Source organism: Bacillus sp. z26, assembly GCF_058313635.1.
Genome location: NZ_JBZFQM010000003.1, coordinates 464,530 through 490,227, shown reverse-complemented (window position 1 = coordinate 490,227; position 25,698 = coordinate 464,530). Strand labels below are relative to the sequence as shown.

Sequence of the window (25,698 nt, the reverse complement as noted above, 5' to 3'; positions counted from 1 at the left end):
TTAGTTTATAGTATATTTGATACACTTATTACCTCATTTTGTTATAATCAGCACATTTTGGACTAGTTAGAGTTGTTTAAATTGTTTGTCAATTCGTAGTGTGTATGGTACGATAAAAATAGCTAAAAGGTTTGAAGATCAAAAAAATTTTTACAGTCTTTAAGTACATGCTTAGACAGAAAAGGTTTTTCTGGTTTTCTACTTTTAAAATTTTCACTAAAAGTTAGGAGGCCAAAAAAATGGTCGGAAAAGTAAAATGGTTTAATGCAGAAAAAGGTTTTGGTTTCATTGAACGCGAAGATGGTGACGATGTATTCGTACACTTCTCTGCGATTCAAGGAGAAGGATTCAAAACTCTTGAAGAAGGTCAAGAAGTTGAATTCGAAATCGTAGACGGAGATCGCGGTCCGCAAGCTGCAAATGTAGAACGCATTTAATTCAATAAAAACCATAATTCAACAAAACCAAAGGGTACAATCTAAGCGGATTGTACCCTTTTTATATGGGAATACAAAAAAGCATAAGTTTCGTCTGGATGGAGCAGATTAATTGAGGATACTACCTGACAAAGGCGGAATAAGATATGAAAAAAGTAGCATGCGTAACTCCCGAAAAGAAAAAATTACAGTGGTGGCAGCTCTCCCTAATAGGGGTGGGGTGTACAATTGGAACAGGCTTTTTCCTTGGATCAGGATTGGGAATCAAACTTGCCGGTCCAGCTATATTAATTTCTTTTTTACTTGCGGCATGTACCACTTATATCGTATATGAGGCTTTAGCGAAGATGACAGAAAAAGATCCCCAAAAAGGGTCCTTTCGCACATATTCAAGAAAAGCTTTTGGACGGTCCTTTGGATTTTTAAATGGGTGGGTCTATTGGTTCTCAGAAATGCTTATCATGGGGAGTCAATTAACGGCCCTTTCTTTATTCTCGAGGTTTTGGTTTCCAGAATTTCCTCTATGGATTTTTGCTGCCATATATGGCGGGCTGGGGCTGATTGTTATTATGATTGGAGCAAAGCTTTTTGAGCCGATGGAAAATGTCAGTGCAATCGTGAAGGTGTCGGCCATCCTAATGTTCGTTATTATTGTAATCCTCGGTCTAAGCGGAATAATTGATGGAAAAGAAACGCTTGACTTTCCTGCTACAGGTAAGGAATTTTTCCCGACAGATTGGAAGAAAACATGGTCGTCCCTTGTGTTTGCTTTCTTTGCCTTTGGTGGTATTGAGGTTCTTGGTATCATGTCCATGAGATTAGAGAAAAAAGAAGATGCTCCCAAGGCAGGAAAAGTGATGATTTTCGCTTTAACTTTTATCTATATTATATCCTTGGGTTTTGTGGTGATGATGCTTCCGTGGAATAAGATTAATTTAAACGAAAGCCCGTTTCTTACGGTGTTGAACTATTATCCGATCAAATTCATCCCCCATCTATTTAATGGAGCTTTAATCATAGCTGGTTTTTCAACGATGTCAGCTTCCCTTTACTCCGTTACGAATATGCTGATCACTTTATCAGAGGATAGAGATGCACCCAAGGTATTGAGTAAAAAGGGTAGGTTCGCGATACCTTTGCCGGCTTTTGCTGTAACAGTTACCGGCTTATTGATCTCGATTGTTTTATCGAGAGTAATGCCTGATAAGGTTTATGAATATTTTACAACCGGTGCTGGATTATTGATATTGTATAATTGGTTATTAATCCTGTTAACGTATTCTAAACTTAATGAATTAAAAACAAAAGAAAAGGTTAAGCGAACGATTGGGCTTGGTCTCATTACGCTTGCTATTGTGGGAACAATTATTGAAAAGGATACAAGAATGGGTTTTTTCGTAAGTTTAGTCTTTGTTTCCTTTGTTGGCTTGATTACCTTCATTATGGCTATCATTCGCATACGAAAAAGGCCACTCACTAAGCGAAGGTTTCATAACGATTGAAAGCCCATATACCCGAAATAGATTCCGAAACCAACTAACGAAATGCCAGATATAATTGAGATTCCGGACAAGAGTTTATTGGTTAAATACCGTTTAAATATAGAAGCCATCATGGCCATTAAAATATCCCAAACAAAGATTCCGGCAAGAATAGCCATACTGTTTATAATGACTTGCTGTGCGGATAGGTGAGTGACAGTTTGAGCGAGGACTGATCCATAGATGCCGAGCCAGAAAAGAATAGATAAAGGATTCATTAGCGACATGATAAAGCCAGAGCGAAAGGAACGTGTAATTCCACTGTTCCGAGTATCGCTTTGGTTTTTATTGCGATAAACCGCAACCAAGCTTTCAATTCCAGAATAGGTGAGGACAAATGCACCAAATAACCAGAGAAAGGTTTGAATGAGTGGAACTTGTATATATTGAGACAAGCCAGTATAAACAGCAAACATAAAACAGATGTCAGCCAGAATGGCGCCAAGCCCGAATACCCATGCATTCATGAATCCATGTCTTAGACCACGTTCCATTTGTGCTGCATTAATTGGTCCAATAGGGGCTGATAAGGAAATTCCTAAATAGACATATCCCATTAATCCATACATAAAATATTAACCTCCATTTTGATTGCTAAAAACATCATATGCATGTACATAGGCTTGTACGACAAAAAAATTTAATAAAACTCACCTATAAATGAAGGAAACACAAAAAAAAAAAGAGGCATAAGCCTCTCTAAGGCTTATACCCAGAAATAAGTCAGAATGGATAGAAGGAAAGATGTAATGAAAAGCGTAAGCAATGGAAGAGTTGCGCGACTTTTGAGCTCTTTTAAATCTATTGTCAATCCCAGCCCGGCCATAGCCATCGAAAGTAGAAATGTAGTTAGTGTGGCGATGTAATCATATAAGTATTCAGGAAACCATGACCCGGCAAGATATGTACGAAAGATACTTAAGGCCAAAAATCCCAGCAGGAACCACGGGAATGGAATGGCTGTTTGATTGCCGGATTCCTGTTTACGTTTCATCCAGAATACTAATACAAAACAGAAAGGAATCAGCAAGAAAACACGGCATAATTTAGCCAATAATGCCATTGTAACAGCAGCTTCCCCAGCGGGTTCAGCCGCCAATGCTACATGAGCTAATTCATGTAAGCTAAGCCCGGACCAAATTCCATATTCAGTTGGTGTTAGGGGGAGAATCGGAATAAGCATGGTATAGCAGACAGAAAAAATCGTACCCATCAATGCAATCATCCCGACGCTCATCGCTGTATCCTCTTCTTTTGAATCCACAACAGGCGATACTGCCGCTATAGCAGCTGCACCGCATATCCCAGTACCTGCCCCAAGCAAGAAAGAAATCATGGGATCGATTTTCAGCCATTTACCGAGCAATACCATGAGTGCTACGGAAAGCACGATACAGATGAAAGCTTTGGCTACCAAGCCAAGCCCTTCATTGAAGATAATCTGCATATCCAATTTCAGGCCATATAAAATAATAGCGGCCCGCAGCAGTATTTTTGCTGAAAATTGGACACCAGCTCGCAAATTTGTAGGATAGCTCCGAATATTACGATAGAGGATAGCTAGCATAATACTGCATGCTAAAGGTCCTATGTAACTAAAAAAAGGCAATTCGGCAAGTATAAAACCGAGTAATGCCAAAATGGCAGTGAAGCCCAATCCTCCCCAAAATGATAATGGAGAATCAGTTTGTTTATTCATAATCGTTCACCCTCTAATACTTTCATCATCTAAATTTGAAAACCGTCTTTATGTATGGGTAGAATATAGGTATATACATAGCTCTAAGAAGTTTAGCGTTGGTAAGAGATTCCATGAACTTCCTCCCTAGTTTAATATCCTTTAGCATAATAAAAAAAGGGGCAATCTTCAATTAATCAATAGTATCTTTATCCACTTTTGATAACTTTATGCTGATAGAGGAGGATGTGCAATTCTGTGTGATGTAGATTATTCGGAGTGATATGAAAACCGAAGACTTCTGTGCAGGCATAAAGGATGTAGGTCATGAAGACGTTGCCACAGGACGTGGCGTATTTAGTCTTCGTTCCTTAATTGAGGCCCTTCAGCTTTTTATGTAATCCAGCTTCAACGGCTAGAAGCTCAGGACATAAGCACGGTCTCTGCAGGAGGGAAGAACACCTCCCTCCGAGCCCTTTTCTTATGCTCCTCACTTCTGGGCAAGCTGTCTCAGCTTTTTTGTAATCTAGCTTCAGGGCCTAGTCGCTCGAGACATAAGTGTAGCTGCTGCGGGAGAGAAAGAGCGCTCTCCCTACGCACCTCCTCTTATGCTTGTCGCGCCTGAACGAGGCCCTTCAGCTTTTTTCTAAGAATATATATAGAAGGGGAATAGTAGAATGAAATGTATAGCAACTGATATGGATGGAACATTATTGAATGAATATCAGATGGTAAGTGAAGAGAACCGGAAAGCCATGGAAGCTGTCAGAGACAGTGGAGGGCAGGTTATAGTAGCTACGGGTCGTTCTTATAAAGAAGCAAGATATGCTCTTGATAAGATTAACTTTCACTGCCCAATTATTAGTTTGAATGGAGCGGCTGTCTATGATCAACAGGGTGAATTGATAGCATCGAATCCGTTGCAACAAGACAGTTTGCTAGAAACTGTCAAGCTTTTGGAGGAAATGGATCTTTATTTTGAACTGTATACAAACAGAGGGACATTCTCTAAGAATCCTGAAAAAGCGATTGATTCACTCGTCGATATCTTTCTGAGTGCCAATCCTGATCAGGGAGAGGAACAAGTTCGCGAATTTGCTGAAGGCAGAATTAAATTAGGGTTCGTATTTGCAACAGATGATTATTTCAAGCTGATTAACGAAGAGGATATCGAAATATTTAAAATACTAGTCTTTTCTACTGATATGAATAAATTAAAAAATACAGTTACAATCCTTGGACAGATGGAAGGACTAATGGTCACTTCATCAGGTAAAGGAAATATTGAGATTAACCAGAGCGGTGTCTCTAAGGGAATAGCTTTAGAGAGCTTAATGGAAAAATTACAAATCCCACTTGAAGAAACGATTGCTATTGGAGATAACTTTAATGATGTATCTATGTTTGATAAGGCCGGCTTATCCGTTGCCATGGGGAATGCCTCCGATGAGATTAAGGGCCTTTGCAAGGATGTCTCCTTATCAAATGAAGAGCATGGGGTAGCGCATATCATCTACAAATATATGGTTCAAAAATAATTTTTTAAAACGGTATAAACGTATCAAAATATGGTTACCATAGAATTACAATGAAGTTTTCCAAAGTATCCCCCCCTTTTTTGAACCGCCTTTTGTAATGAAGGCGGTTTTTTTATTGAAATAAAATTAGAAATGCTCATAAAAAACCCCATTAAAGTTAGATTGATGTCTAACTTTAATGGGGCAGTTCTGCTATTGATTGCTATTTAAAAGACATTTTCAATCTTATATTTTTTCAGGCCATTTATACTGATAAAACCTCTCAAAGAAAAGCTGGCTTTCAAGTTCTTTATTTCCTTCAGCAAGTAGCTGAGACCAACCGGCCATCATTGCCTCTGTTTGGGAACGGTGCGCAGAGATTGCCTTTAGTTTGGTTTCAATTACGTCCTGAATATTATTTACGATATCAGGCTGTCCAAGGACATTTTGATGGTTATTGGAAAAGGCTACACAATGAAGTTTCGGCCTTTTGTCAGGATCAATTTCGGAAACGGCTTGTACCACAGCTCTGCCGGTAGCCTCGTGATCCGGATGAACACTGAATCCTGGGTAAAAAGTAATGATCAGGGAAGGTTGAAGCTCATCAATTAGCGCAAGTATTTGATCTGCCAGCCATTTTTCATTTTCAAATTCGACAGTTTTATCACGCAGCCCCATCATACGTAAATCCTTGATACCCATTATCTGTGCAGCGTCCATTAATTCTTTTTTTCTGATTTTCGGAAGACTCTCCCGTGTGGCAAACGGGGGATTTCCAAGATTTCGGCCCATTTCACCTAGCGTTAAGCATGCATAGGTGACAGGGATGCCATCTCTCGTATAAGAGGCAATTGTTCCAGAAACCCCAAATGCCTCATCATCCGGATGAGGGAATATGACTAAAACATGCTTCTCTTTATCCATTTATCACAACTCCTAGTTATTTATCAAAAGGGACGGTACTGATTTCAAAAGCGACAGCCAATCTTCCATTCGGATCGAGTCCGGCCATTAAAAGGCGGCCAAATTCATCAATCTCGTAATGAGTAATCCCTTCAGCATATACCCAGCCTTCCTTCATCCTCAATCCAACTCGATATGGGCCATCGCCCATAATTTTTCCTTCATCGAAACAGATGGAAACGTTACGGATAAATGCTCCTGCTGAGAAAAATGCTTCATCATTATGGGTCGCATAGGCACCGTTCGTTGTCTCTAAATGCAAATAAACCTGTATACCAGCGTATGTTTGCAGAGCTTTTTGTGAATCAATCAGGTCAATTGGCTTCATTAAGGTTACCTCCCAATATAAAAAAAGAATACAGTTTATTCCTATTAAAATAGTGATGTACTAATTATGATACTAAAGTATCTGAAAAAATGCTAAAAATGGAGCTCTAAAAAGGCTGCCCATATTCCGGACAGCCCAGTAAATAAACATTCATTATTTATATGTACGGTAAGCGCCATGCATAACAGGCCCAACAAATTCATTTAGTTTCCAGCCATGTTCAATAGCTGCAGAGATGAATTCTTTAGCAGTAGCTAATGCTTCTTCAACCGTTTTTCCTTTAGCCAGTTCAGCAGTAATTGCTGCAGCAGTTGTACAGCCGGCACCGTGAGTATAGGTTGTCGTAAACTTCTCGGATTCCAAGAGCGTATAGTCTTTTCCGTCAAAAATTAGGTCAATCGCTTTATCTTGCCCTTCAAGCTTAGTGCCGCCCTTGATAAGAACATACTTTGCTCCTTGATCATGGATGATTGCTGCTGCTTGTTTCATTTCATCAATAGTAGTAATGGGCCCAATCCCGGATAATTGCCATGCTTCGAAAAGATTTGGTGTCACAACCGTTGCAAGCGGCAGAAGTAATTCTCTCATTGCGACTGTATTCTCAGGCATTAACACCTCATCTGTCCCTTTACAAACCATGACAGGGTCGATGACTACTTTATCAAGACCATAATCTTTAATTTTTCGTGCAACCAGTTCTATAATATCAACGGTTCCCAGCATACCAGTTTTCATAGCATCAATTCCTGTGGAAAGAATCGTATCCAATTGGGCTTCCACAGCTGAGACATCAATAGGAAATACATTGTGAGACCAGTCATTTTTAGGATCCATGGCAACGATTGAAGTAACGGCGTTCATCCCATAAACACCTAACTCTTGGAATGTTTTAAGATCTGCTTGAAGACCTGCTCCGCCGCTGCTGTCAGATCCTGCAATAGTCAATGCTTTTTTTAGACTCATTAGCGTATCCTCCCTCAATATAAAGTTTAATTAAGTTATACTTTAAAATACATATCAAGACAATATATATCGTATAAATGTGATGCTGTTAATGGATGACATCTTCTTACGAATAGAGTGCTTGAATCAACATTTTATGGTATTTTATCATGAAAAGAATGCAGAGGTACACAACAATAGTTTATGGAAGTACAAATGCATATAGTAATGATACTATATGTAGAAGATAGTGGATAATGAAGAAACTTTATAATAAAAGTATAGCTTTAATAAAGAAACGTATCCTCACAGATTAATTGATGTTGGGGCATGAAGGTTCTACCGTTAAATGAGGTCTGTACCCATTTAAGCAACCGAGAGAAAGATTCTTTATTAAGTGTAATTGGCAATTTAAAAAGCTTGGAGCAGATGGGCTGTGAAATCGAGGGCAAGTGGTCAGGATCAGATGTAGCGGTCGGCCACCCGGGCAGGGGAAACTGGACAATAGCTAAATGGCCGTTTCAGCTTACTGCATGGAAAAAAAGCTTAAGGAAGAGTTCATATCCTTAAGCCCTTTTTCCTCCAACGATATATTACATGATTTTTGTGTTATCAATATCGCTTGCCTGGTCGGATGTTACGACTACAATTTTGTGCTCATCAAGATCTTTTTCATATTGAAGTGCTTCTATTTCAGATAATCCAAGTGATTGAAGCTTTGAGCGCAACTCGTCACCGCGCTTTTTGAAGAGATTGCCTACACTTTCAAAAAAGCCTTGTTCACCGATGCCTATAGGGCTTGTATCTGTTGCATCAGTCAAGTCCTTTGAAAACTCTTTGTTGTGGGAAAACAAATAAATATGATCTTTTGTAAAACCTTCAGATGTAAGTTGTTCAATTTTTTCTTTAGCTTGAACTGAATTTTCTACTACATAAACTTGATACATCATACATCCTCCTCGATTTTTATAAATTCCGATATTTTTTCTTAGTTGTGAAGTTATAGTGTTTATATAACCTATTAAATAATCTATAAACATAAGTTTAGTTGGGTAATGAGGAGAGAAGTGTGTCAAGGTTGTTTGTTGGATTTAGCAATCCGTGAAAAAGAGATGGAGAGTGATCTGCATGAGTCGTCAGATTTTAAAGAATGACTGGAACGAATATTTACAGGATGAATTTAAAAAACCTTATTATGTGGCCTTGCATGATTTTATAAAAAAAGAGTATGAAACGGAGACAGTCTATCCCAAGGCTGAAGATATTTATAATGCTTTGCACTATACAGATTTCAAATCAGTGAAAGTAGTATTGCTCGGGCAGGACCCTTATCATGGACCCAATCAGGCACATGGATTAAGTTTTTCTGTACAGCCTGGGGTAGCGCTTCCTCCATCGCTGCGCAATATTTTCAAAGAACTGAACGATGATTTAGGAATCCCAATTCCTGATAATGGATATTTGAAAAACTGGGCAGATCAGGGGGTACTCTTATTAAATACCGTTTTAACGGTCAGACAAGGAGAAGCCCATTCCCATAAGGGGATAGGATGGGAGCAACTAACTGATAGAATAATAGAGACATTGAACGAAAAGGCAGAGCCGGTTGTTTTCCTTTTATGGGGGAAACCAGCACAATCTAAAATTCATTTAATTGATCAGAAGAAGCATCATATCATTACATCTGTTCATCCAAGCCCGTTATCTGCCCGGCGAGGTTTCTTCGGAAGCAAGCCGTTTTCTAAAACAAATGAATTTCTTCGGCAATCAGGGCTTAAAGAAATAGATTGGACAATTCCCAATCTCTGAGGTTACGGATGAATAGATTCCTTGGCGAAGTTAAGATAGAATTGGATATGAACAGGATAAAGGTAAGTGGGGTGAATCTATGGAAATAACATCAGAAAAGATACTGGATAAAATGGGCGAACTGATTCAGAAAGCTAAAATAGCTCCTACTGAACAAAGAAATGGATATCTAATTGCCGTTCAAAGCTTGATTGACCTTGTTATAACAGACCATACAGAAGTGGGAAGACAAGCTGCTGTGAACCAATCTGTGTCATATACTCCAATTCAACAAACGAATCCGACTGTTTCCCTGCCGCAGGAGAAAGCAGTTAAGATGGAGGACGCAAACGGAGATTCACTGCTTGATTTTTAATCGTAAAGGGGAGAGACTGGGTTGAAAACATTTATTATTATAGCAGCCATTAATGCAGCAATGTCTGTGGCATGCGGTGCATTCGGAGCTCACGGGCTGGAGGGGAAGATTTCTGAAAAATCTCTGGCAGTCTGGCAAACAGCCGTTCAGTATCAAATGTTTCATGCAGGTGGGCTACTGGCAATTGGGCTGTTGTGGGATCGATTATCTTCACATCAATTATTAAATTGGTCAGGCTGGGCCATGTTAGTTGGAATTATTCTTTTTTCCGGAAGTTTATATCTACTTAGTGTCACCAGTATTAGCAAGCTTGGCATCATAACGCCATTTGGCGGAGTTGCCTTTATTGCTTCCTGGGTTTTAATGATTGTGGCCGTGTATAAATATGCATAAATTCGATAGATATAGAAAAACCGCTCATGCAAGACATAAGCGGTTTTTTCTATGTAATAAATGAGAGAGTTTTGTCATTTAACTATACGCTCTGAAACTTTTCTTTTTACCATTAACGATTCGAGCCGCCAAAGGGGTAGGAATACTCTATTTCCTCATCAAAGGTAACATAATCAAGATAGATCAGGGGCAACAAGTAGCGAGTGCCAGTTTGAGGATCACTTAAGATGACATGATCACGGCCTGCTGCTTCAATAATTCCTTTGAATAATTTGGTGTTGCCATCTTTACTTCCTTCAAATGTCATATAAACAGAAGCCAGTTTACCGCGATTCAATCGTAAAATATTCTCTATATAGGATTGCTCTACGAATTGACCCGGAGATGGCGAAGGAGACGTTTGGAAAGGTGACCCACCACCACCCGTTGCAAACGGCTGTCCCTGATAGGGAATTTGTTGTTGTTGTTGTGGAAACTGTTGCTGTCCTGCGCTGGTTTGTCCTGCCATATAGGGATTATAAGGAACTTGATAACCACCTCCATATGATTGCCCTCCGCCGTATGATTGTGAACCCGGTTGTTTCATAAAATGACTCCTCCTCTATTAACAATAGTATTCTAAAAAACAGTTGGACAATCAGATTGTGTCGGTGCAAAGAAGCAGTGTGCTTTGTATCGCCCGGTATTATATTGGCCATACCATTGTTCCGGGCAGCTTTCTTCTGGTCTGAAGAACCAAAGGGCGTTCGAGGCCGGATAAAAGCGTTCACCGTTAACGACTCGTCTTGCCAGTTTGATGTCACTCTCCCTGGCACGTTGGTAAAAGTATCCTTTTTGTGTCGCTTCAAATCCTCCTGGGTTTTGAAAAACCATTTGAGGGATAGACCGGATATTTACAAAATCCAGACATTCTCCACGTACTCTGTTGACGCCTACATTGCCGACCATTAACATTCCGAGCTCTCCCTCACCCTCCGCCTCTGCTCTCATTAACCGGGCAAGGACTTTTATATCTTCCTCTGTAGCCTTTATAACTGCCATACTGAAGCACCTCTTTTCGATAGGTCATTTCTGGGTGTGTTTAGATACGTAAAAGATATGCTCACTATAGAAAAATATGCAGAGAGAGACCGGCTTATGATAAAAAGAGGGGTTTCTCAATTAATAGTCTATGGAGGCAAGCAGACGTTTGATGTGAAAAGTGAAAGGGACATTTTGAATGGAAAATGGGAATCGAATCAAATGGGGTGGTGGAGGTTATGTATGTAATTTAATAAGGAGGTGTGCTCCTTTACCTTATCAAAGTATGTAATTCTTATAGATTAATTTTACATAATCCGTTATAACAGATTCAAAAGTAGCCGCTGGAGGTACGTATTCTTTTGTCGTCTAATGAAAATACATGTTTAAAATTCGACGGTACTATAGAATCTTTTCATTGCATCGATTTTCCTTAAAGGATGTAAACGAACCGCCTTTCAAATATGGATGATGGCAAATAATACCTCTGTATAACAAAAAAAGTGCCCATTCCACCGTGTATAACGGTTTTCGGGCACTTCCATTTATACTATTTAAACATGTAAGAATTCGCTGATATGATCTGGAGTCAGAATATTTCCTACGAAGAAGGAGCCAAACTCCCCGTATCGGGCACTCACTTCATCAAAACGCATTTCATAAACCAATTTTTTAAATTGGATAACATCATCTGCGAAAAGGGTAACTCCCCACTCATAATCATCAAAACCAACAGAGCCAGATATAATTTGTTTCACTTTACCAGCGTATTGGCGGCCAATCATTCCGTGAGAATACATAAGTTTTTTCCGATCATCCATCGGCAGCATATACCAGTTATCATTGCCTTGGCGGCGCTTATCCATTGGATAGAAGCAAACATGCTTAGATGTCGGCAAGATCGGGTATAGTCTGGAACGGACATGAGGATTCTGATATGGGTCTTCATCTGAATCAGAAGGCAGATAATTACTTAGTTCAACAACAGATACATAAGAATGTGCCGGAATTGTGAACTCTGCTAACTTAGTTTTATTAAACTCTAATTCAATTGCATTTAGTTCTTCCATTGTTGGGCGTAAAAGCATCATCATGAAGTCTGCTTTTTGTCCTACAATCGTATAAAGAGCATGGCTGCCTTGATTTTCGTCCTGAGTTTTATTCCATTTTTCTACTAATCCCAGGAATTCATTGATGGCAGCGGCGCGCTCGTCTTCGGGCAACATTTTCCATGTAACCCAGTCGACTGTTCGGAAGTCATGTAAACAATACCAACCGTCCAATGTTTTAGCTGCTTCACTCATATTGATCATCTCCTACTGTCATTTCGTTCATGCCAATTTATACTATATCATAATCATTAAGAGATTTTCCCGAATCATGGCTCTAATAAACTTGTCGATATTTTGACATCCCGCTATAATTTTAAAAAATAAGGCAAACCTATTAAATAATTCATCATAAAGGTGTATTCTATGAAGAGGACATTTTGAGGAGGACATAAAAAATGAGTAATTTATTTACCACATTAAAAGAAAAAGTTTCTGGCAATCAATTGCGAATTGTATTCCCAGAAGGTATGGATGAAAGAATTCTTGAAGCAGCCGGAAGATTGGCAGCTGAAAAAACAATTGTTCCAATCTTAGTTGGAGACATTGATGCAATTACTGCAAAAGCGAAGGGTATGAATATTTCTGTAGATAATATGGAAATTTACGATCCTGCTACATATATTATGATGGACGAGCTTGTGGCTTCTTTCGTTGAACGCCGTAAAGGTAAAGCGACAGAAGAACAAGCGCGTAAAATCTTGCTCGATGAAAACTATTTTGGAACCATGCTTGTTTATTTAAATAAAGCTGATGGTCTTGTCAGCGGTGCGGCTCACTCTACAGCAGATACAGTTCGTCCGGCATTGCAAATCATTAAAACAAAAGCAGGCGTTAAAAAGACTTCAGGTGTATTCATCATGGTAAAAGGTGATGAAAAATATGTATTTGCTGACTGTGCAATCAACATTGCTCCAGACAGCCAGGATCTTGCTGAAATTGCATTAGAAAGTGCAAAAACTGCACGTATGTTTGACCTTGATCCACGTGTGGCAATGCTCAGCTTCTCCACAGTTGGTTCTGCTGTATCTGAAGAAACTACTAAAGTGGCAGATGCTGTTAAAATTGTGACAGAGATGGATTCACAATTAATCGTAGATGGAGAAATCCAATTTGATGCGGCAATTGTACCATCTGTTGCGGAAGCTAAAGCTCCAAACTCTCCACTTCAAGGCTCTGCAAATGTATTTGTATTCCCTAGCCTCGAAGCTGGTAATATCGGCTATAAAATTGCACAGCGTCTTGGAGGATTTGAGGCAGTTGGACCAATCCTGCAAGGGTTGAACGCTCCTGTGAACGATCTATCCAGAGGATGTAATGCAGAAGATGTATACAACCTCGCGCTTATCACAGCTTCACAAGCTTTGGTAAAATAAGAATATAAGTGACCTATGGCGCCATTTATGGCGCCTATTTTTTATAGATGGAGAGAGAAAATGATGAATTTATTAAAGCAGGATCGTTGGAGAATCATAGACCATAGCCTAACCGGCCTGCATACACGCGCTATCCAATCATTTGCAATTGATGATACATTATGCGCTTCGGTAGGGGCAGGGACCTCGCCAGTTACAGCACGGGCATGGGTTCATCAAAAAACAGTTGTACTGGGCATTCAGGATGGGCGGCTGCCTATGCTGAAGCAAGCCGCTGATTTTTTACATAACAAGGGCTATGACTGTATTGTTCGGAATTCAGGGGGATTGGCAGTTGTACTGGATGAGGGAATCTTGAACCTTACGCTTGTTTTTCCGGAAAGGGAACGGAAAATCGAGATTAATCGCGGATATGACGCAATGTGGGAATTGATTCAGTATATGTTTCGAGATTTTGATCAGGACATTAAAGCAGGTGAAATCGTGGGCTCCTATTGTCCGGGAAGCTATGATTTAAGCATTGATGGCAAAAAATTCGCAGGAATTTCTCAGAGAAGAATCCGAAATGGTGTAGCGGTGCAAATCTATTTGGATGTCAACGGGGATGCAGGAAAAAGAGCAGGATTGGTTAGGGATTTCTATGAAATTGCACTAAATGGTGCACAAACGAAATTCGTTTATCCGACTGTAAATCCAGAAGTCATGGCTTCCTTGTCCGATTTACTAGGGGTTCGGCTGACTGTGAGTGATGTGATGCTGCGTTTAATGAAGGCTTTACAGGATCATTCCGGACAAATTGAAATGATTTCTCTGACTGAAGCGGAAATGCCATTATTCGAATCCTATTTAGAAAGAATGCAAGACAGAAATGATAAATTGGGAATCGACTGATTAAAACTACATACATGCCAAAGGGAAAGATATTTTTGCAGGGGCTGTCAGAAAGCAGCCTCTATACTTTTTAACAGAGATGATAGCCATTCGGAGCAGAGATAACCAGTTTAAGAAGGAACGCTTTATGTCGTGCTGGGTATCGCCAATAAGAAAGCCGGCTCATGGGAGAGGCCGGCTTTCTTGTATGGTTATTCTGCGATTTTTTCCAGATTCCCATTGCGATCCATTTTAAATTTAGTAGCATGATGGTCATCTTCATCCAGTAAAGCTAATTTGCGAGCGCGATTCATAATATTCATGAGTGTCTCGTAGTCTTCCTGGATGGTAACTGTATTTTCTTCAACGTTATCGAGCTTATGCTGCAATTCTTTATTTGTGTTTTTCAGATCTCGGATTTCAAGTTTTAATCTTTCATTTTCGGATTTTAAAGCCTGCAGCTTCAGGCTGTCTGTATCATATGTTTGCAAGAATGCAATGATATCATCCATCGTAAGAGCCGGAGCCGGAGTCTTGTATTCTTCCAGCACAGGGAAAAGGCTGGTCTGTTCAAATTCTTCAGTATCGTTGATCTCCGGTGAAATCTCCATTTCCATTAGTTCATCTTCCATTGCGGTTGTAACTGTTTCAAAATCTCGTAAAGACGGAACTGGTGGCTGATATAGAATCTTCTTTTTGCCGCCCTGGTCTTTTCCAAGTAATCTCTGACGTTGCTTACGTTGTTTACGGGCAAGCTGTAATGCTTTTTCATAGGTATGACGTACGACCGCATTCCATCTAAACCCACAGGCTGCTGCAGTGCGGTTCAATTTATCCCCAACTTCATCGAATGCGTTCAATTGGGTACTGCCTTCCCGGACATGTCTTAAAACAGTTTCTGCCAATAATAAATCATTTTCTTCTGTCCATGCATCTTGTCTAATTTTCATGATCTGCAACTCCCTTTTCTATAAGATTTAAAATAAATTTGCAAATTATGGTTCTAGCATGGACATAAAAAGAAAAGTTTATACAGGTTACTAGATTTTTTCATTAACTAATAGATAATCAGCGGATTGTTGCAAATAGGGGATATGGAGTGATACAATACGCTTTAGTCCCAACAGGCTCACAACATAAGGAAGAGTCAATATTATGGCAAGAAAGGATAGGCGGTCATGTCGAACGAATTTAGAGTATGTGACGACTGTCAGGCTACAAACTTAAAGACATTGCTACCAAAATTAAAAAAGGTAGATCCCGATGCAAAGATTGAGATTGGATGTCAGTCCTACTGTGGACCTGGACGGAAAAAATCATTTGCATTCGTAAATAACCGTCCAGTCGCGGCGCCAACAGAAGATGAACTAATTGAAAAAATAAAAGGTAAAATTAAATAAATTTAAAAAAAGTCGTTTCTCTAAAAACATATTTTTTAGAGAAACGACTTTTTTTCATAAATATCCTCTGTTTATTCCATACTAAGGTATCATCTTTGAATGGGGAATGAGGATAAGTATGAACAAGATAGCTTTGCTGATTTTAACAGCAGTATGGTGTATATCGTTTAATCCGGATGCAGGGATCGCCATGTCAATTGATACCCCGGATTTATTAATCACTGAGATTTCTCCACAGGGGAAAACATATGAATATGTCGAGATTTATAATACTACAGACGTGGCAATCGATTTGTACGATTATAATCTGCGTTACCTCTCTATGAACAAATCCATGCAAGTATGGGATATAAAAGAATCAACTTTTATAAAGCCGAAATCTACGAAAATCATTTGGTTAAAGAATGCAGAAGATAAAGCCAATTTAGGTGTACAGGATTTTAATGGTCACTTTCATACGAAGGTGGAAGATCAACAGTTAATCCGGTTGGAAGGCAATTTATATAATAAAGGTAAAAATACGGTTGTTTTAGCAACAGATACAGGAGCAGTCATTTCCTATGTATCGTATGAAAAAGGACTCCACCATTATAAGGAGGCAAAGGGGTCTAAGAAATTAAAGCAGGACAAGCAGATTAAAAAATATACACCCTGTCAGACCAGTAATGGACAGATCCCTTTAAATTCCAATCAACAGACGGATACCGTAAAACCGATTGTCCGGCCCATTGTAATGCCCAATGAAATCCCTGAGCGTTCTGATGTAACCATTGAAGTTCAAATTGAGGATGAACATCTGATCAAACGGGCGGAAATTTTCTATAAAAGAGGGCAGGATCCAACGTTTTCACAAGCTAATATGCTCATGAAAACGACGACTACCTATCAATCGACCATATCGAGGCACGATGTTTATGGCTCTATGCCCACCTTTGATTATTATTTGGAAGTATCAGATGGACAGCATGTGGTCAGGTACCCGGAGCAAGGGACAAAGTCTATTAAAATTGGCAATCCTGATATGTATAAACCAGTGAAACCAGGGCTTTCAGTCCAAAATAATACAATCCTGAAAGGAACAAAAAAGATCCAGGTTCAAAAGGAAACGGCAAATGAACAGATTAAGCTGACGGTTGATGGACAAAAACTGAAAACGAAACGGACAGTGAGCCGTTCGGCTGCCATTGTGTTTGAAGGGTTGGGGATTGATGAAAGAAAGAAAAGTGCCGTCTACATAGGAGACCGTCTTATTTCAAAATTAAAACCTACAGAAGGATTATATCTTCCATATGAGATATCCATTCCAATTGATGAAATCAAACCAGGTAAAAATGCTATTTCTATTCATACGGGTACGAAGAAGGAGCCATTTATGCCTGGGAGTACAGTAAAAATAAAAGACATCGATCGCTTCTCTATTAAAAACGTGAAGTTATTAATGGGTGATGGGACGATTATCCGGCCGATAAGTGTTAATTCTATAACGAGCGATGGAGATGAAAATCGGGAAAGTACACGTGAGAATCAGCTATGGAAGGTGGGGAATAAGGGGGTAGTTATTCAATCCTATGAGTTTATAATTCCGGCAGCTCTATTCACGGCGGAAGAGGCGGAGATTGATACGACCGCTTATCAGGATGGGATTCACCGCATTCAATCAACCGGCACGGCTATTCATCAAGCAGAAGTGGTTTTTGATAATACAGCCCCTAATCTCCATGTGAAAGCACCACTTAACGGGAGAACCTATAAAGGCACATTTACTATTGATGCAACCCCGGAAGATGAAGTGACGTCCATTGCGTCCATTAAAGGCTATCTTGATGGACGGGAAATTAATCTGCCTTATACAACTTCCTCCGGAGTGCTGAAAAAGGGGAAGCATTCGGTTACCTTTAAGTCGGTGGATGCGGCAGGAAATCGTAAAAAGAAAACGATTCATTTTAATATCGTAGATGAAGCGCCAATTATCACCGGTAAGGCAACTCCAAGTGATCATGATGAAAGAGTATCAGTTCATCCAAAACTAAGTGTGAAAGTGGATGACCCAACCAATGATAAAATAGTGGCCAAGTTTTTCTCCGGTAATCGCTATGACTTCAATTCAAAAAGTGATGCACAGATAAAAGCGTACTCTAATATTGCCGATGAAGAACCGCCTCCCAATCAAACGTTTCCGCGTGAAGCTGCTGTTTCATCTAAACAAATGAAACAAATTTCTAAGGTAGACAAAAAGTATTGGGTCATCGATTCGAATAAGGGATTTCCATACCAGCGTTTTGAAATTCTTATGGATGAAGCACCATCAGATATGAAAGAGATGGAGGTAAAGTGGGTCGGGCATTCTTTGCAAGGGAGGAAGGTTACTCTCTATGCCTGGAATGTAGATACCTCAAAATGGGATGCATTGGCATATGGCTATGGCAAAAAAGATTTCACGTTAAAAGCAAAAATCGATGTGCAAAGCTATTTAAATCATCAAAAGATGCAAGTACTCCTGCAAGATCAGATTATTGGAGAAGTGAATCGGCCCTTTAATTTGATATGGATGTCAGATACCCAATATTATTCGGAGTCATTTCCACATATTTTCCCTGTGATGACAAACTGGATTAGAATCCAAAATCAGCTCGGCAATGCAGAATACGTGATTCATACGGGAGATATTGTGAATGTCAGATGGGACTTGGACCAATGGGATGTTGCGGATAAAAGTATGAGAATTTTGGATGAGAATCATGTTCCTTATGGAGTGGTCTCAGGGAACCATGATGTTGGAAACTTGGTATTGGATTACCGCAATTATGCGAAATATTTCGGTGAAAAAAGATTTAAACATACCTCCCATTACGGCGGCGGTATGGAAAATAATACAAATCACTATGATTTAGTTTCATTTGGAGGGCATGATTTCCTCTTCCTGTATCTGGGCTGGGGGAAAGAAACAGTGCCGGCGACATTAAAATGGGTTGATCGAGTATTGAACCAATACTCGGAGAGAAATGTGGTGCTTGCTTTGCATAATTATCTCGATCATAAAGGGAAACGAACGCACAACGGCAGGCAGGTCTTTAAAGAAATTGTACGGAAGTATGAGAATATCAAACTGGTCCTTGCCGGACATAATTCAGGAGCAAGTCGTCATGTAGCGACCATTCCGCTAAAGGATAACCCATCGAAATCACGCAAAGTGTATGAAATGCTGGCTGACTACCAGAGCGGTCCGGAAGGCGGAGAAGGATATATGCGGATGCTTCGCTTTAATCCGGAAGCAAAGGAGCTAACGGTTAAAACCTATTCTCCTTACTTGGATGACTATAATTTCTTTGAGCCTGAGGTCGATGAATTTACATTTGAACAAATGGAACTCAATCCGATTCAAAAACAGGTGGCGACTGATTATATAGGTGTAAATGTATATTCAAATACCTTATTGGGTGAAGATAAGGACGGAAGAAATCAGGAGAAAGTACAAATTCGATTAAAGGATTTAAAGCATCGTCACAATTATTTCTGGTATGTGGAAGTAAGTGACAATTATGGCGGAAAAACACGCTCACCAGTTTGGAAATTTACAACCAGATAAAGAGACAGTGTCTAAAAAGCTCAATCTAAAAGCAGGCGGCTGGGACATAATTATTTCAGTCAATGATAAATCCGAATTATTAGGTGATATTTTAATAAATATTACGCCTAATAGTTCGGATTTTTATTTGTTTTCAATAGATTTTTTACTACTGTATACCACTATTAACCTTAGTGGAATGGAGTGGAAGCCACCGACTCCTGCGGGAATTAGAGGAAAGGCTGAGACCCCACAGGCGTAGCCAAGGAGGCTAAAGCCTTCCTCCCCGTGGAAAGCGAGTGGAGTAAGCGCGCAATGGAACGAACTTACTAATCTAATAACCAAAAAATCCATATAAAAAGGTACGATAACCAACTAAATGACGGGTCGGGTACTTTCATATTTCCGTTCATGTAGGGTGGTTCCATCGCTTTCTTTAGTATGGAAAGAGATGATTATGTTATTTTAGATTAAACAAGCTATAATAGAACCATGACCGATTAGGAAGAGGGAATAGAATGATAGAATATTCTCTGCAAAAAATGAATGAAGAAAAAGTATTTAAGGATCCGGTGCATCGCTATGTACATGTGAATGATCGGGTCATATGGGATTTAATTGATACAAAGGAATTTCAGCGTTTAAGACGGATTAAACAGCTTGGTACAACTTATTTAACATTTCATGGGGCCGAACACAGCCGATTTAGTCACTCTCTCGGAGTATATGAGATTGTGAGAAGGATTGTGGATGGGGTATTTACCGATCGACCTGAGTGGAATCCAAAAGATCGTCTCCTGTCTTTATGTGCAGCTTTGCTTCATGACCTTGGGCATGGTCCTTTTTCGCATGCGTTCGAAAAAGTATTTGATTTGGATCATGAAAAATTTACAAGGAAGATTATTTTAGGAGATACTGAGGTTAATGCTGTTTTGAAAAAGGTAGATGACAGCTTTCCGAAAGAGGTGGCTGAGGTCATTGCCAAAACGCATGCCAATAAGCTGGTTGTCAGCTTGATTTCGAGCCAGCTTGATGCAGACCGGATGGACTACTTGTTACGAGATGCTTATTTTACGGGAGTAAGCTACGGCCAGTTTGATATGGAGCGGATTCTGCGCGTGATGAGGCCAACGGAAGATCAGGTTGTCTTTAAACAAAGCGGGATGCATGCTGTAGAAGATTACATTATGAGCCGATATCAAATGTATTGGCAGGTGTATTTCCATCCGGTATCTCGAAGTGCAGAAGTCATTTTGACAAAAATCCTGCATCGAGCCAAGGATTTATATAAGAAGAATTATCAATTCAAGCAGGTACCGCATCATTTTTATTCTTTATTTACACAGTCCGTGACTCTTTACGACTATCTGAAATTGGACGATAGCGTTATGCTATACTACTTTCAGTTATGGGAAGAAGAAGAGGATAGGATTCTAAGTGATTTATGCTCCAGATATATGAACCGGAATTTATTTCAGTATGTTGAATTCCTGCCGTCATCCAGTACTGAAATGAAAAAAGTCATGGAACTTACCCAATTGTTTGAAGAAGCAGGTCTCGATCCAGATTATTATTTGGTGCTTGACTCTTCTTCAGATCTTCCATACGATTTTTATCGTCCCGGAGAAGAGGGTGAAAGAATTCCGATTTATTTACTTTCTAAAAAGAAAGAGTTAAAAGAGCTGTCCAGACAATCAGATATCGTGGATGCAATATCTGGGAAAAGGCGTACAGATCATAAATTGTATTTTCCTGCTGATGTGCTTGAAGATGAATCGAATCATCTAGAAATAAAGAAAAAAATAAAAGAATGGCTTGAGTGGGATTAATTGATACAGGAGGAGTGAAGAATGGTGTTGAGGGAGCATGCCAGAATTCTTTCAGCCATTGAGGCAGCCGGGCATATAGGCGGAAGAAAAAAGCTTCAAAAGATGGTTTTTATCTCAAAAAAACTCGCATATCCTTTTCAGGAGAAATTTGAATTTCATTTTTACGGACCATATTCAGAGGAGTTAACGCTAAAGATAGAAGAACTCTGTAATCTGGGACTTTTATTAGAAATGAAGGATAAAGAGAATGGGTATGTTCATTATGATTACTCTTTAACAGATGCAGGTAAAGAATTCCTTTCCTTATATGGAAATCAACAGGGGAATGATGAACTATCTGCGTGTGTAAAGCTTTTGAACAATCATAATGCGCGTTTTCTTGAATTAGTCTCCACCATTTTCTATTTCGATCATCTATCCAAAGATGAAGTTATGAAGAAAATCCAGGAGTTAAAGGCGAAGCAGCATTATACGGCAGAGGAAATAGATGAAGCCTTTGATTATGCAGAACAGCTTATCAGGGAAAACAAACCGATGTATGCGAACTAAAACGATGATTTATCCCTATGTAAGAGGGGCATGAGAAATAAAAAGAATGGAGCATATCATATGCTCCATTCGAATTTTATTGATCGCTGGCACGTACACCGCCAACCGCATAATGAGATTTAGTCATCTCTTCAATGAACACGGTGATTTTTTCTTTTGGTGCTCCGGTTGTTTCTGAGACGGCTTCGGTTACTTTTTCACATAAAGCCTTTTTTTGTTCTTCAGTACGGCCCTCTAACATTTTAACGGTTACATACGGCATTGGATGCCCTCCTCATTATTTGTAAAAACAAGTGATTATGATGATAGTTTTCCATAATCGTGAGTGGAAAGCAAGTGGTGAAGTGCAGAATGAACGAGTGGATCTGAACTGATAAGTTCTTTATTAATGTTTGGAAGTGGGGGACGTTTAGGATGTTTGATTTCCAGAGTATCATTGCCAATTTACCATATACACTTGTAACGCTTGCGATTGCCTTTACTGCTCATGAATTTGCCCATGCTTATGCGGCTTATAAATTCGGAGACAACACGGCGAAAAATCAGGGACGGCTTTCATTAAATCCGATACGCCATATTGACCCAATTGGTGCGATTTTTATCGTATTAGTAGGGTTTGGCTGGGCAAAACCGGTTCCGGTCAATCGCTTTTTCTTTAAGAATCCCCGAATGAACAGTATTATTGTTTCGGTTGTTGGCCCTTTGAGCAATCTTGTACTGGCCTTCATTGGGATTCTATTGATATATATCATGAGTATGACGGGAGCCGCGACTAATTTACCGGACTTCATCTACACCTTTTTCAATATTTTTATCCGCTTAAATGTCGTGTTGTTTGTGTTTAATTTATTGCCATTTCCTCCATTGGATGGGTATCGTATTATTGAGGATCTTGTTCCGCCCGCTGTTCGTCCGAAAATGACGCAGTATGAACAGTACGGAGCGTTGATATTCCTCATCCTTGTCATTACACCGCTGGGTCATTACACCATTGATCCAATTATTTATAAATTGGTACCGGCAATTGAGCAGTTCTTAGTTTCTATATTTATTTAAAGGGAGGCTTGTATCAGCCCATGAGTCAAGATAAGAAAAAACCAGCTTTTAATATCATTAAAAATGATCCTACTGATGGTCACAAGGGCTTTGGAATGGGTGCCTTGAGCCTTGAGAATGTTTCACCTGTCATTATTGATGTGCAAGCAGGCGAAGCCTTTGTTGATGTAGGTGCCATGCATGCCAGAAGTGCAATCGAGAAACGAATCAAGTTCCTGCCCAATAAAGATGATGTGCCAAACGGAAAGCCATACTGGCTAGTATGGGTTACGATTGAACAGACGAAAGAAGGAGCCTATTATGCAGGCGTAACAGCATGCGAAATGACGGTTGATGCTGAGATTCGCCGTGGCTATAAATCGTTGCCGGAGCATGTGAATCGCATGGATAAATCGTTGAAAAGGCATATCATTGTTGATCATATGGATGAACCTTCTAAAATCATCCTCGCTAATTTCCTTAAGAGTCATAATGAAGAGCTATGGAATAACTCGAGAGATGAATTAAAGGAACAATTAGGTACAAACTGATGCTGGACAGAATGTTGATTTATGTGTAATTTTTGAAAGATAAATCAGCATATTCCTTGTCGGCTTTCCGTAAAAAAAGTACACTAAAACCAGCGTGCAAGCACGTAGAACTAGGACACGAAAATCCCCCAAACCATTGGTTTGGGGATTTTTATATTCATTATGCTTTTAGCCAAATGGATTACAATTTCCCAAAAGGCCATATTCTCTTGTACCAGGGATCATGTGGCTTATCCTGGCCATGCTCATCGGAAGGCGTTATGTCATTTTCGTTAGTACTATTTGTATGATCCGGACAATAGTGTGTGGGTTCTGTCCCTTTTTTATAATAAGTAAGCCGTTTAACCGGGCAGCTTTTGTGTGCAAGTAAGCCGCTTTCTGGATCAATTTCGACGGCAACAATATTTTTTGGCTTTTTAAAATCTTTAACAGGCTCATCCGTTAAAGATTGTTCCATAAAGCTTGCCCATATTTCCTTGGCAGCTATTTTTTCTTGTTTGGTTTCAATTTTCTGCGAATGATCATACCCGGTCCATACACCCGCAGTGAGCTGCGGGGTATAGCCAATCATCCAGCTGTCGTACTCAGTTGAGCCGGATTTCCCGGCATAGGGTCTCGAAAGCTTAGGGGCAATCGAGGCTCCTGTCACAGAGGCGTAACCATTTAGTTTTTTATCAAAAATACCTGTTAGCATTTGCGTCATCACATAGGCATCCTCTTGCTTTAATACTGATGCTCGCTTTAATTTTTTTTGATAAAGAACTTCACCGTCCCTCCCTGTCACCTTAGTGATAAAGTAAGGTTGAACTTTTTTTCCGCCGTTGGCAAATAAATTATAAGCGTTAGTCATTTCCAGTGGTTTAACTCCGGATGTTCCAAGTGCCAATGAGGGAACCTTGGTCATGGAAGTGGTTAATCCAAAGCGCTTACCGGCTTTCACCAGTTCCTCTTCACCAAGGAACAAATGCGTTTTGACAGCAAAAATATTGTCTGAGACAGCCAGTGCCTGTGCCAATGTAATCGAATCATTAGCATATCGGTTATTAAAATTATGTGGAGTATATTCGTCTTTACCTCCATCAAATGAAAAGGTGGTTACTTCACTCCTCAAAGTGGTTGATGGAGTGAATCCTTTTTCAAGAGCTGTGTAATAAAGCAGTGGCTTAATCGTCGAACCTGGCTGTCTGAGTGCCTGGGTCGCACGATTAAATGCGCTTTTTTTATAATTAGTTCCACCCACCAATGCTTTTACCATCCCGTTATGAGGATTCATTGCAACTAATGCTGCTTGCAGGTCGGCCCCGGGCTGTATATTCTTCGCGACCGTCTCCTCAGCGATTGTCTGCTGTTTAGTATTGAAGGTGGTGTAAACCTTCAAGCCCCCCTGTCTGATTAGCTCCTCTTTTCCCTTTAAGACATGGCGCAATTCTTGATTTACAGCATCAAGAAAATAAGGGGCTTCTTGTTTTTCCTCTGTATCCAATGAACCGTAAATAGTTAAATGATCCGCGGTTTCCAGTGTTTCCTTCACCTGTTTGGCACTGAGCTTGCCGGTATTCTTTAGAGAGGCGAGGACAATAGACTGTCGTTCCCTTGCCTGTTTTTTCGAGATAAGCGGTGAATATATACCTGGGCCTTTTGGAATTCCGGCAAGTAAGCTTCCTTCAGCTAAGGTTAAATCCTTGGCATCCTTATGGAAATAAAAATGACTCGCAGCCTGTATCCCATACATTCCATGTCCGTAATAAATCGTATTTAAATACCCTTCGAGAATTTCATCTTTACTGAAATGATCTTCAATTCGAAGAGTATAAAGAGCTTCTTTAGCTTTGCGTGTCCAGGTTTTCTCGGAGCCAAGGAAAAGATTTTTGGCATATTGCTGAGTAATCGTACTGGCCCCCTGTACCTTAGCCATCGCAATTGTATCTGAGACAATTGCTCCCAAAATTCTCTTTGTATCAAAACCGTTATGTTCGTAAAAATTCCGATCCTCAACTGCCAGAGTGGATTGTATTAAATAGGGAGATATCTCGCTGAGAGGAACCCAATACCTTCTCTCGGCTCCGTGGCTTTCCGTAAATGTACTTAAATCATCAGCTATATATTGGGTTGTTTGCGGTACAGATATGGATGGCGGTCCGGCAAGTTTTACAATAAGCAAGGCTGTACCAATTCCAACTAGTATAAGTGTGGCAATCACCGACACTGTAAATATAAAGGCGCGCTTGTAAGCGAGTAATTTCCTTCTTCTAAGTCTGCTTGGAGACACCTGTCTTCCCCCTGATCTGTTTTGAAATTATTCCTTACCAATAGTATGAAAATAAACCATCATTTTTAAACGTAAAACGGACATAAGATTGACAAAAATGGAAATGCGGGAAAATCTTTACTTTTTCAATAGATTGCACTATACTCTTCTAAGTTTAATAGA

28 protein-coding genes are annotated in these 25,698 nt (G+C 39.7%); 16 read left to right on the top strand and 12 right to left on the bottom strand.

What is annotated here, in order from left to right; all coding sequences use genetic code 11:
- The first annotated feature begins 239 nt into the window (after positions 1-239).
- Positions 240-437 (top strand): cold shock domain-containing protein, encoded by a 198-nt coding sequence (locus tag AC4G3K_RS12680; RefSeq protein WP_491077294.1) that lies wholly within the window; start codon positions 240-242, stop codon positions 435-437.
- 146 nt (positions 438-583) lie between these two features.
- Positions 584-1,939, top strand: a complete 1,356-nt coding sequence (locus AC4G3K_RS12675) for an amino acid permease (protein WP_491133517.1) — start codon at positions 584-586, stop codon at positions 1,937-1,939.
- On the opposite strand, the gene AC4G3K_RS12670 is transcribed toward AC4G3K_RS12675, so the two are convergent.
- Both AC4G3K_RS12670 and AC4G3K_RS12665 read right to left on the bottom strand, forming a co-directional pair.
- On the bottom strand, positions 1,927-2,547 hold the full coding sequence (locus tag AC4G3K_RS12670; protein WP_491133516.1) for a LysE family transporter: 621 nt from the start codon (positions 2,545-2,547) through the stop codon (positions 1,927-1,929). The genes AC4G3K_RS12675 and AC4G3K_RS12670 overlap by 13 nt on opposite strands.
- A gap of 137 nt (positions 2,548-2,684) precedes the next feature.
- Positions 2,685-3,677 carry a YeiH family protein gene (locus tag AC4G3K_RS12665; RefSeq protein WP_491133515.1) on the bottom strand — a complete coding sequence of 331 codons (993 nt, stop codon included), beginning with the start codon at positions 3,675-3,677 and terminating at the stop codon, positions 2,685-2,687.
- A gap of 656 nt (positions 3,678-4,333) precedes the next feature.
- On the opposite strand from AC4G3K_RS12665, the gene AC4G3K_RS12660 reads away from it, so the two are divergent.
- On the top strand, positions 4,334-5,194 hold the full coding sequence (locus AC4G3K_RS12660; RefSeq protein ID WP_491133514.1) for a Cof-type HAD-IIB family hydrolase: 861 nt from the start codon (positions 4,334-4,336) through the stop codon (positions 5,192-5,194).
- A gap of 225 nt (positions 5,195-5,419) precedes the next feature.
- On the opposite strand, the gene bshB2 is transcribed toward AC4G3K_RS12660, so the two are convergent.
- From bshB2 to pdxK, 3 genes are all read right to left on the bottom strand, one after another.
- A complete protein-coding gene (gene bshB2, locus AC4G3K_RS12655; RefSeq protein ID WP_491077299.1) occupies positions 5,420-6,097 on the bottom strand; it encodes a bacillithiol biosynthesis deacetylase BshB2 in 678 nt (225 codons plus the stop codon).
- Positions 6,098-6,113: 16 nt separating this feature from the next.
- Positions 6,114-6,464 (bottom strand): YojF family protein, encoded by a 351-nt coding sequence (locus AC4G3K_RS12650; RefSeq protein ID WP_491077300.1) that lies wholly within the window; start codon positions 6,462-6,464, stop codon positions 6,114-6,116.
- Between the two features lie 153 nt (positions 6,465-6,617).
- Entirely contained in the window at positions 6,618-7,427 is an 810-nt protein-coding gene (gene pdxK / locus AC4G3K_RS12645) for a pyridoxine/pyridoxal/pyridoxamine kinase (protein WP_491077301.1), read from the bottom strand.
- Positions 7,428-7,736: 309 nt separating this feature from the next.
- Between pdxK and AC4G3K_RS12640 the strand changes: the two genes are divergently transcribed.
- Positions 7,737-7,976 carry a hypothetical protein gene (locus tag AC4G3K_RS12640; RefSeq protein ID WP_491133513.1) on the top strand — a complete coding sequence of 80 codons (240 nt, stop codon included), beginning with the start codon at positions 7,737-7,739 and terminating at the stop codon, positions 7,974-7,976.
- A 23-nt stretch (positions 7,977-7,999) separates the two neighbouring features.
- On the opposite strand, the gene AC4G3K_RS12635 is transcribed toward AC4G3K_RS12640, so the two are convergent.
- Positions 8,000-8,353 carry a YflT domain-containing protein gene (locus AC4G3K_RS12635; RefSeq protein WP_491077303.1) on the bottom strand — a complete coding sequence of 118 codons (354 nt, stop codon included), beginning with the start codon at positions 8,351-8,353 and terminating at the stop codon, positions 8,000-8,002.
- Between the two features lie 181 nt (positions 8,354-8,534).
- Here AC4G3K_RS12635 and AC4G3K_RS12630 point away from each other — a divergent pair, with 181 nt between their 5' ends.
- The 3 genes from AC4G3K_RS12630 to AC4G3K_RS12620 all read left to right on the top strand — a co-directional run bounded on the left by AC4G3K_RS12630 (position 8,535) and on the right by AC4G3K_RS12620 (position 9,963).
- Positions 8,535-9,215 carry a uracil-DNA glycosylase gene (locus AC4G3K_RS12630; RefSeq protein WP_491133512.1) on the top strand — a complete coding sequence of 227 codons (681 nt, stop codon included), beginning with the start codon at positions 8,535-8,537 and terminating at the stop codon, positions 9,213-9,215.
- A gap of 79 nt (positions 9,216-9,294) precedes the next feature.
- Complete coding sequence (locus AC4G3K_RS12625; RefSeq protein WP_491077305.1) at positions 9,295-9,570, top strand: DUF5327 family protein; 276 nt, start codon at positions 9,295-9,297, stop codon at positions 9,568-9,570.
- A gap of 21 nt (positions 9,571-9,591) precedes the next feature.
- The gene (locus tag AC4G3K_RS12620; RefSeq protein ID WP_491077306.1) at positions 9,592-9,963 is read left to right on the top strand and encodes a DUF423 domain-containing protein; all 372 of its coding nucleotides are present in this window, start codon (positions 9,592-9,594) and stop codon (positions 9,961-9,963) included.
- A gap of 112 nt (positions 9,964-10,075) precedes the next feature.
- Here the strand turns inward: AC4G3K_RS12620 and gerQ are convergent, their stop codons facing one another.
- The 3 genes from gerQ to hemQ all read right to left on the bottom strand — a co-directional run bounded on the left by gerQ (position 10,076) and on the right by hemQ (position 12,287).
- Positions 10,076-10,549, bottom strand: a complete 474-nt coding sequence (gerQ, locus tag AC4G3K_RS12615) for a spore coat protein GerQ (protein ID WP_491133511.1) — start codon at positions 10,547-10,549, stop codon at positions 10,076-10,078.
- A 32-nt stretch (positions 10,550-10,581) separates the two neighbouring features.
- Positions 10,582-11,004: a cell wall hydrolase gene (locus tag AC4G3K_RS12610; protein WP_491077308.1), complete on the bottom strand. Its 423-nt coding sequence runs from the start codon at positions 11,002-11,004 to the stop codon at positions 10,582-10,584.
- A gap of 533 nt (positions 11,005-11,537) precedes the next feature.
- Positions 11,538-12,287 (bottom strand): hydrogen peroxide-dependent heme synthase, encoded by a 750-nt coding sequence (gene hemQ, locus AC4G3K_RS12605; RefSeq protein WP_491077309.1) that lies wholly within the window; start codon positions 12,285-12,287, stop codon positions 11,538-11,540.
- Between the two features lie 203 nt (positions 12,288-12,490).
- On the opposite strand from hemQ, the gene pta reads away from it, so the two are divergent.
- Together pta and lipL are read left to right on the top strand one after the other, a co-directional pair.
- The gene (pta, locus tag AC4G3K_RS12600) at positions 12,491-13,468 is read left to right on the top strand and encodes a phosphate acetyltransferase (RefSeq protein ID WP_491077310.1); all 978 of its coding nucleotides are present in this window, start codon (positions 12,491-12,493) and stop codon (positions 13,466-13,468) included.
- 60 nt (positions 13,469-13,528) lie between these two features.
- Positions 13,529-14,359, top strand: a complete 831-nt coding sequence (gene lipL, locus AC4G3K_RS12595; protein WP_491133510.1) for an octanoyl-[GcvH]:protein N-octanoyltransferase — start codon at positions 13,529-13,531, stop codon at positions 14,357-14,359.
- Between the two features lie 191 nt (positions 14,360-14,550).
- Here lipL and AC4G3K_RS12590 read toward each other — a convergent pair whose 3' ends face one another.
- Entirely contained in the window at positions 14,551-15,288 is a 738-nt protein-coding gene (locus AC4G3K_RS12590; protein WP_491133509.1) for an RsfA family transcriptional regulator, read from the bottom strand.
- Positions 15,289-15,516: 228 nt separating this feature from the next.
- On the opposite strand from AC4G3K_RS12590, the gene AC4G3K_RS12585 reads away from it, so the two are divergent.
- The 5 genes from AC4G3K_RS12585 (at position 15,517) to AC4G3K_RS12565 (ending at position 21,681) form a co-directional block, all read left to right on the top strand.
- Complete coding sequence (locus AC4G3K_RS12585) at positions 15,517-15,738, top strand: YuzB family protein (protein WP_491077313.1); 222 nt, start codon at positions 15,517-15,519, stop codon at positions 15,736-15,738.
- 118 nt (positions 15,739-15,856) lie between these two features.
- Positions 15,857-19,324, top strand: coding sequence for a lamin tail domain-containing metallophosphoesterase family protein (locus AC4G3K_RS12580; RefSeq protein WP_491133508.1), 3,468 nt, complete (start codon positions 15,857-15,859; stop codon positions 19,322-19,324).
- Complete coding sequence (locus AC4G3K_RS12575) at positions 19,278-19,565, top strand: hypothetical protein (RefSeq protein WP_491133507.1); 288 nt, start codon at positions 19,278-19,280, stop codon at positions 19,563-19,565. The genes AC4G3K_RS12580 and AC4G3K_RS12575 overlap by 47 nt, the downstream gene beginning before the upstream one ends.
- A 256-nt stretch (positions 19,566-19,821) precedes the next feature.
- Positions 19,822-21,132: an HD domain-containing protein gene (locus AC4G3K_RS12570; RefSeq protein ID WP_491133506.1), complete on the top strand. Its 1,311-nt coding sequence runs from the start codon at positions 19,822-19,824 to the stop codon at positions 21,130-21,132.
- A 24-nt stretch (positions 21,133-21,156) separates the two neighbouring features.
- Entirely contained in the window at positions 21,157-21,681 is a 525-nt protein-coding gene (locus AC4G3K_RS12565) for a YwgA family protein (RefSeq protein ID WP_491133589.1), read from the top strand.
- A 76-nt stretch (positions 21,682-21,757) separates the two neighbouring features.
- Here AC4G3K_RS12565 and thmT read toward each other — a convergent pair whose 3' ends face one another.
- Complete coding sequence (thmT, locus tag AC4G3K_RS12560; protein ID WP_491077317.1) at positions 21,758-21,943, bottom strand: 2-hydroxymuconate tautomerase; 186 nt, start codon at positions 21,941-21,943, stop codon at positions 21,758-21,760.
- A 152-nt stretch (positions 21,944-22,095) separates the two neighbouring features.
- On the opposite strand from thmT, the gene AC4G3K_RS12555 reads away from it, so the two are divergent.
- Positions 22,096-22,737: a site-2 protease family protein gene (locus AC4G3K_RS12555; protein WP_491077318.1), complete on the top strand. Its 642-nt coding sequence runs from the start codon at positions 22,096-22,098 to the stop codon at positions 22,735-22,737.
- A 20-nt stretch (positions 22,738-22,757) separates the two neighbouring features.
- Positions 22,758-23,267, top strand: coding sequence for a YwhD family protein (locus tag AC4G3K_RS12550; protein WP_491077319.1), 510 nt, complete (start codon positions 22,758-22,760; stop codon positions 23,265-23,267).
- A gap of 181 nt (positions 23,268-23,448) precedes the next feature.
- On the opposite strand, the gene AC4G3K_RS12545 is transcribed toward AC4G3K_RS12550, so the two are convergent.
- Positions 23,449-25,536, bottom strand: coding sequence for a transglycosylase domain-containing protein (locus tag AC4G3K_RS12545; protein ID WP_491133505.1), 2,088 nt, complete (start codon positions 25,534-25,536; stop codon positions 23,449-23,451).
- Between the last annotated feature and the right edge of the window lie 162 nt (positions 25,537-25,698).

Coding starts and splice junctions, on each gene's coding strand:
- gerQ (WP_491133511.1), bottom strand. CDS start 10,549: ATGAAACAACCGGGTTCACAATCATACGGCGGAGGGCAATCATATGGA.
- pta (WP_491077310.1), top strand. CDS start 12,491: ATGAGTAATTTATTTACCACATTAAAAGAAAAAGTTTCTGGCAATCAA.
- AC4G3K_RS12665 (WP_491133515.1), bottom strand. CDS start 3,677: ATGAATAAACAAACTGATTCTCCATTATCATTTTGGGGAGGATTGGGC.
- AC4G3K_RS12670 (WP_491133516.1), bottom strand. CDS start 2,547: ATGTATGGATTAATGGGATATGTCTATTTAGGAATTTCCTTATCAGCC.
- AC4G3K_RS12640 (WP_491133513.1), top strand. CDS start 7,737: ATGAAGGTTCTACCGTTAAATGAGGTCTGTACCCATTTAAGCAACCGA.
- AC4G3K_RS12570 (WP_491133506.1), top strand. CDS start 19,822: ATGATAGAATATTCTCTGCAAAAAATGAATGAAGAAAAAGTATTTAAG.
- AC4G3K_RS12555 (WP_491077318.1), top strand. CDS start 22,096: ATGTTTGATTTCCAGAGTATCATTGCCAATTTACCATATACACTTGTA.
- AC4G3K_RS12630 (WP_491133512.1), top strand. CDS start 8,535: ATGAGTCGTCAGATTTTAAAGAATGACTGGAACGAATATTTACAGGAT.
- thmT (WP_491077317.1), bottom strand. CDS start 21,943: ATGCCGTATGTAACCGTTAAAATGTTAGAGGGCCGTACTGAAGAACAA.
- AC4G3K_RS12625 (WP_491077305.1), top strand. CDS start 9,295: ATGGAAATAACATCAGAAAAGATACTGGATAAAATGGGCGAACTGATT.
- AC4G3K_RS12585 (WP_491077313.1), top strand. CDS start 15,517: ATGTCGAACGAATTTAGAGTATGTGACGACTGTCAGGCTACAAACTTA.
- AC4G3K_RS12590 (WP_491133509.1), bottom strand. CDS start 15,288: ATGAAAATTAGACAAGATGCATGGACAGAAGAAAATGATTTATTATTG.
- AC4G3K_RS12660 (WP_491133514.1), top strand. CDS start 4,334: ATGAAATGTATAGCAACTGATATGGATGGAACATTATTGAATGAATAT.
- AC4G3K_RS12610 (WP_491077308.1), bottom strand. CDS start 11,004: ATGGCAGTTATAAAGGCTACAGAGGAAGATATAAAAGTCCTTGCCCGG.
- AC4G3K_RS12550 (WP_491077319.1), top strand. CDS start 22,758: ATGAGTCAAGATAAGAAAAAACCAGCTTTTAATATCATTAAAAATGAT.
- AC4G3K_RS12680 (WP_491077294.1), top strand. CDS start 240: ATGGTCGGAAAAGTAAAATGGTTTAATGCAGAAAAAGGTTTTGGTTTC.
- AC4G3K_RS12650 (WP_491077300.1), bottom strand. CDS start 6,464: ATGAAGCCAATTGACCTGATTGATTCACAAAAAGCTCTGCAAACATAC.
- bshB2 (WP_491077299.1), bottom strand. CDS start 6,097: ATGGATAAAGAGAAGCATGTTTTAGTCATATTCCCTCATCCGGATGAT.
- AC4G3K_RS12575 (WP_491133507.1), top strand. CDS start 19,278: ATGGCGGAAAAACACGCTCACCAGTTTGGAAATTTACAACCAGATAAA.
- lipL (WP_491133510.1), top strand. CDS start 13,529: ATGATGAATTTATTAAAGCAGGATCGTTGGAGAATCATAGACCATAGC.
- pdxK (WP_491077301.1), bottom strand. CDS start 7,427: ATGAGTCTAAAAAAAGCATTGACTATTGCAGGATCTGACAGCAGCGGC.
- AC4G3K_RS12580 (WP_491133508.1), top strand. CDS start 15,857: ATGAACAAGATAGCTTTGCTGATTTTAACAGCAGTATGGTGTATATCG.
- AC4G3K_RS12635 (WP_491077303.1), bottom strand. CDS start 8,353: ATGTATCAAGTTTATGTAGTAGAAAATTCAGTTCAAGCTAAAGAAAAA.
- hemQ (WP_491077309.1), bottom strand. CDS start 12,287: ATGAGTGAAGCAGCTAAAACATTGGACGGTTGGTATTGTTTACATGAC.
- AC4G3K_RS12675 (WP_491133517.1), top strand. CDS start 584: ATGAAAAAAGTAGCATGCGTAACTCCCGAAAAGAAAAAATTACAGTGG.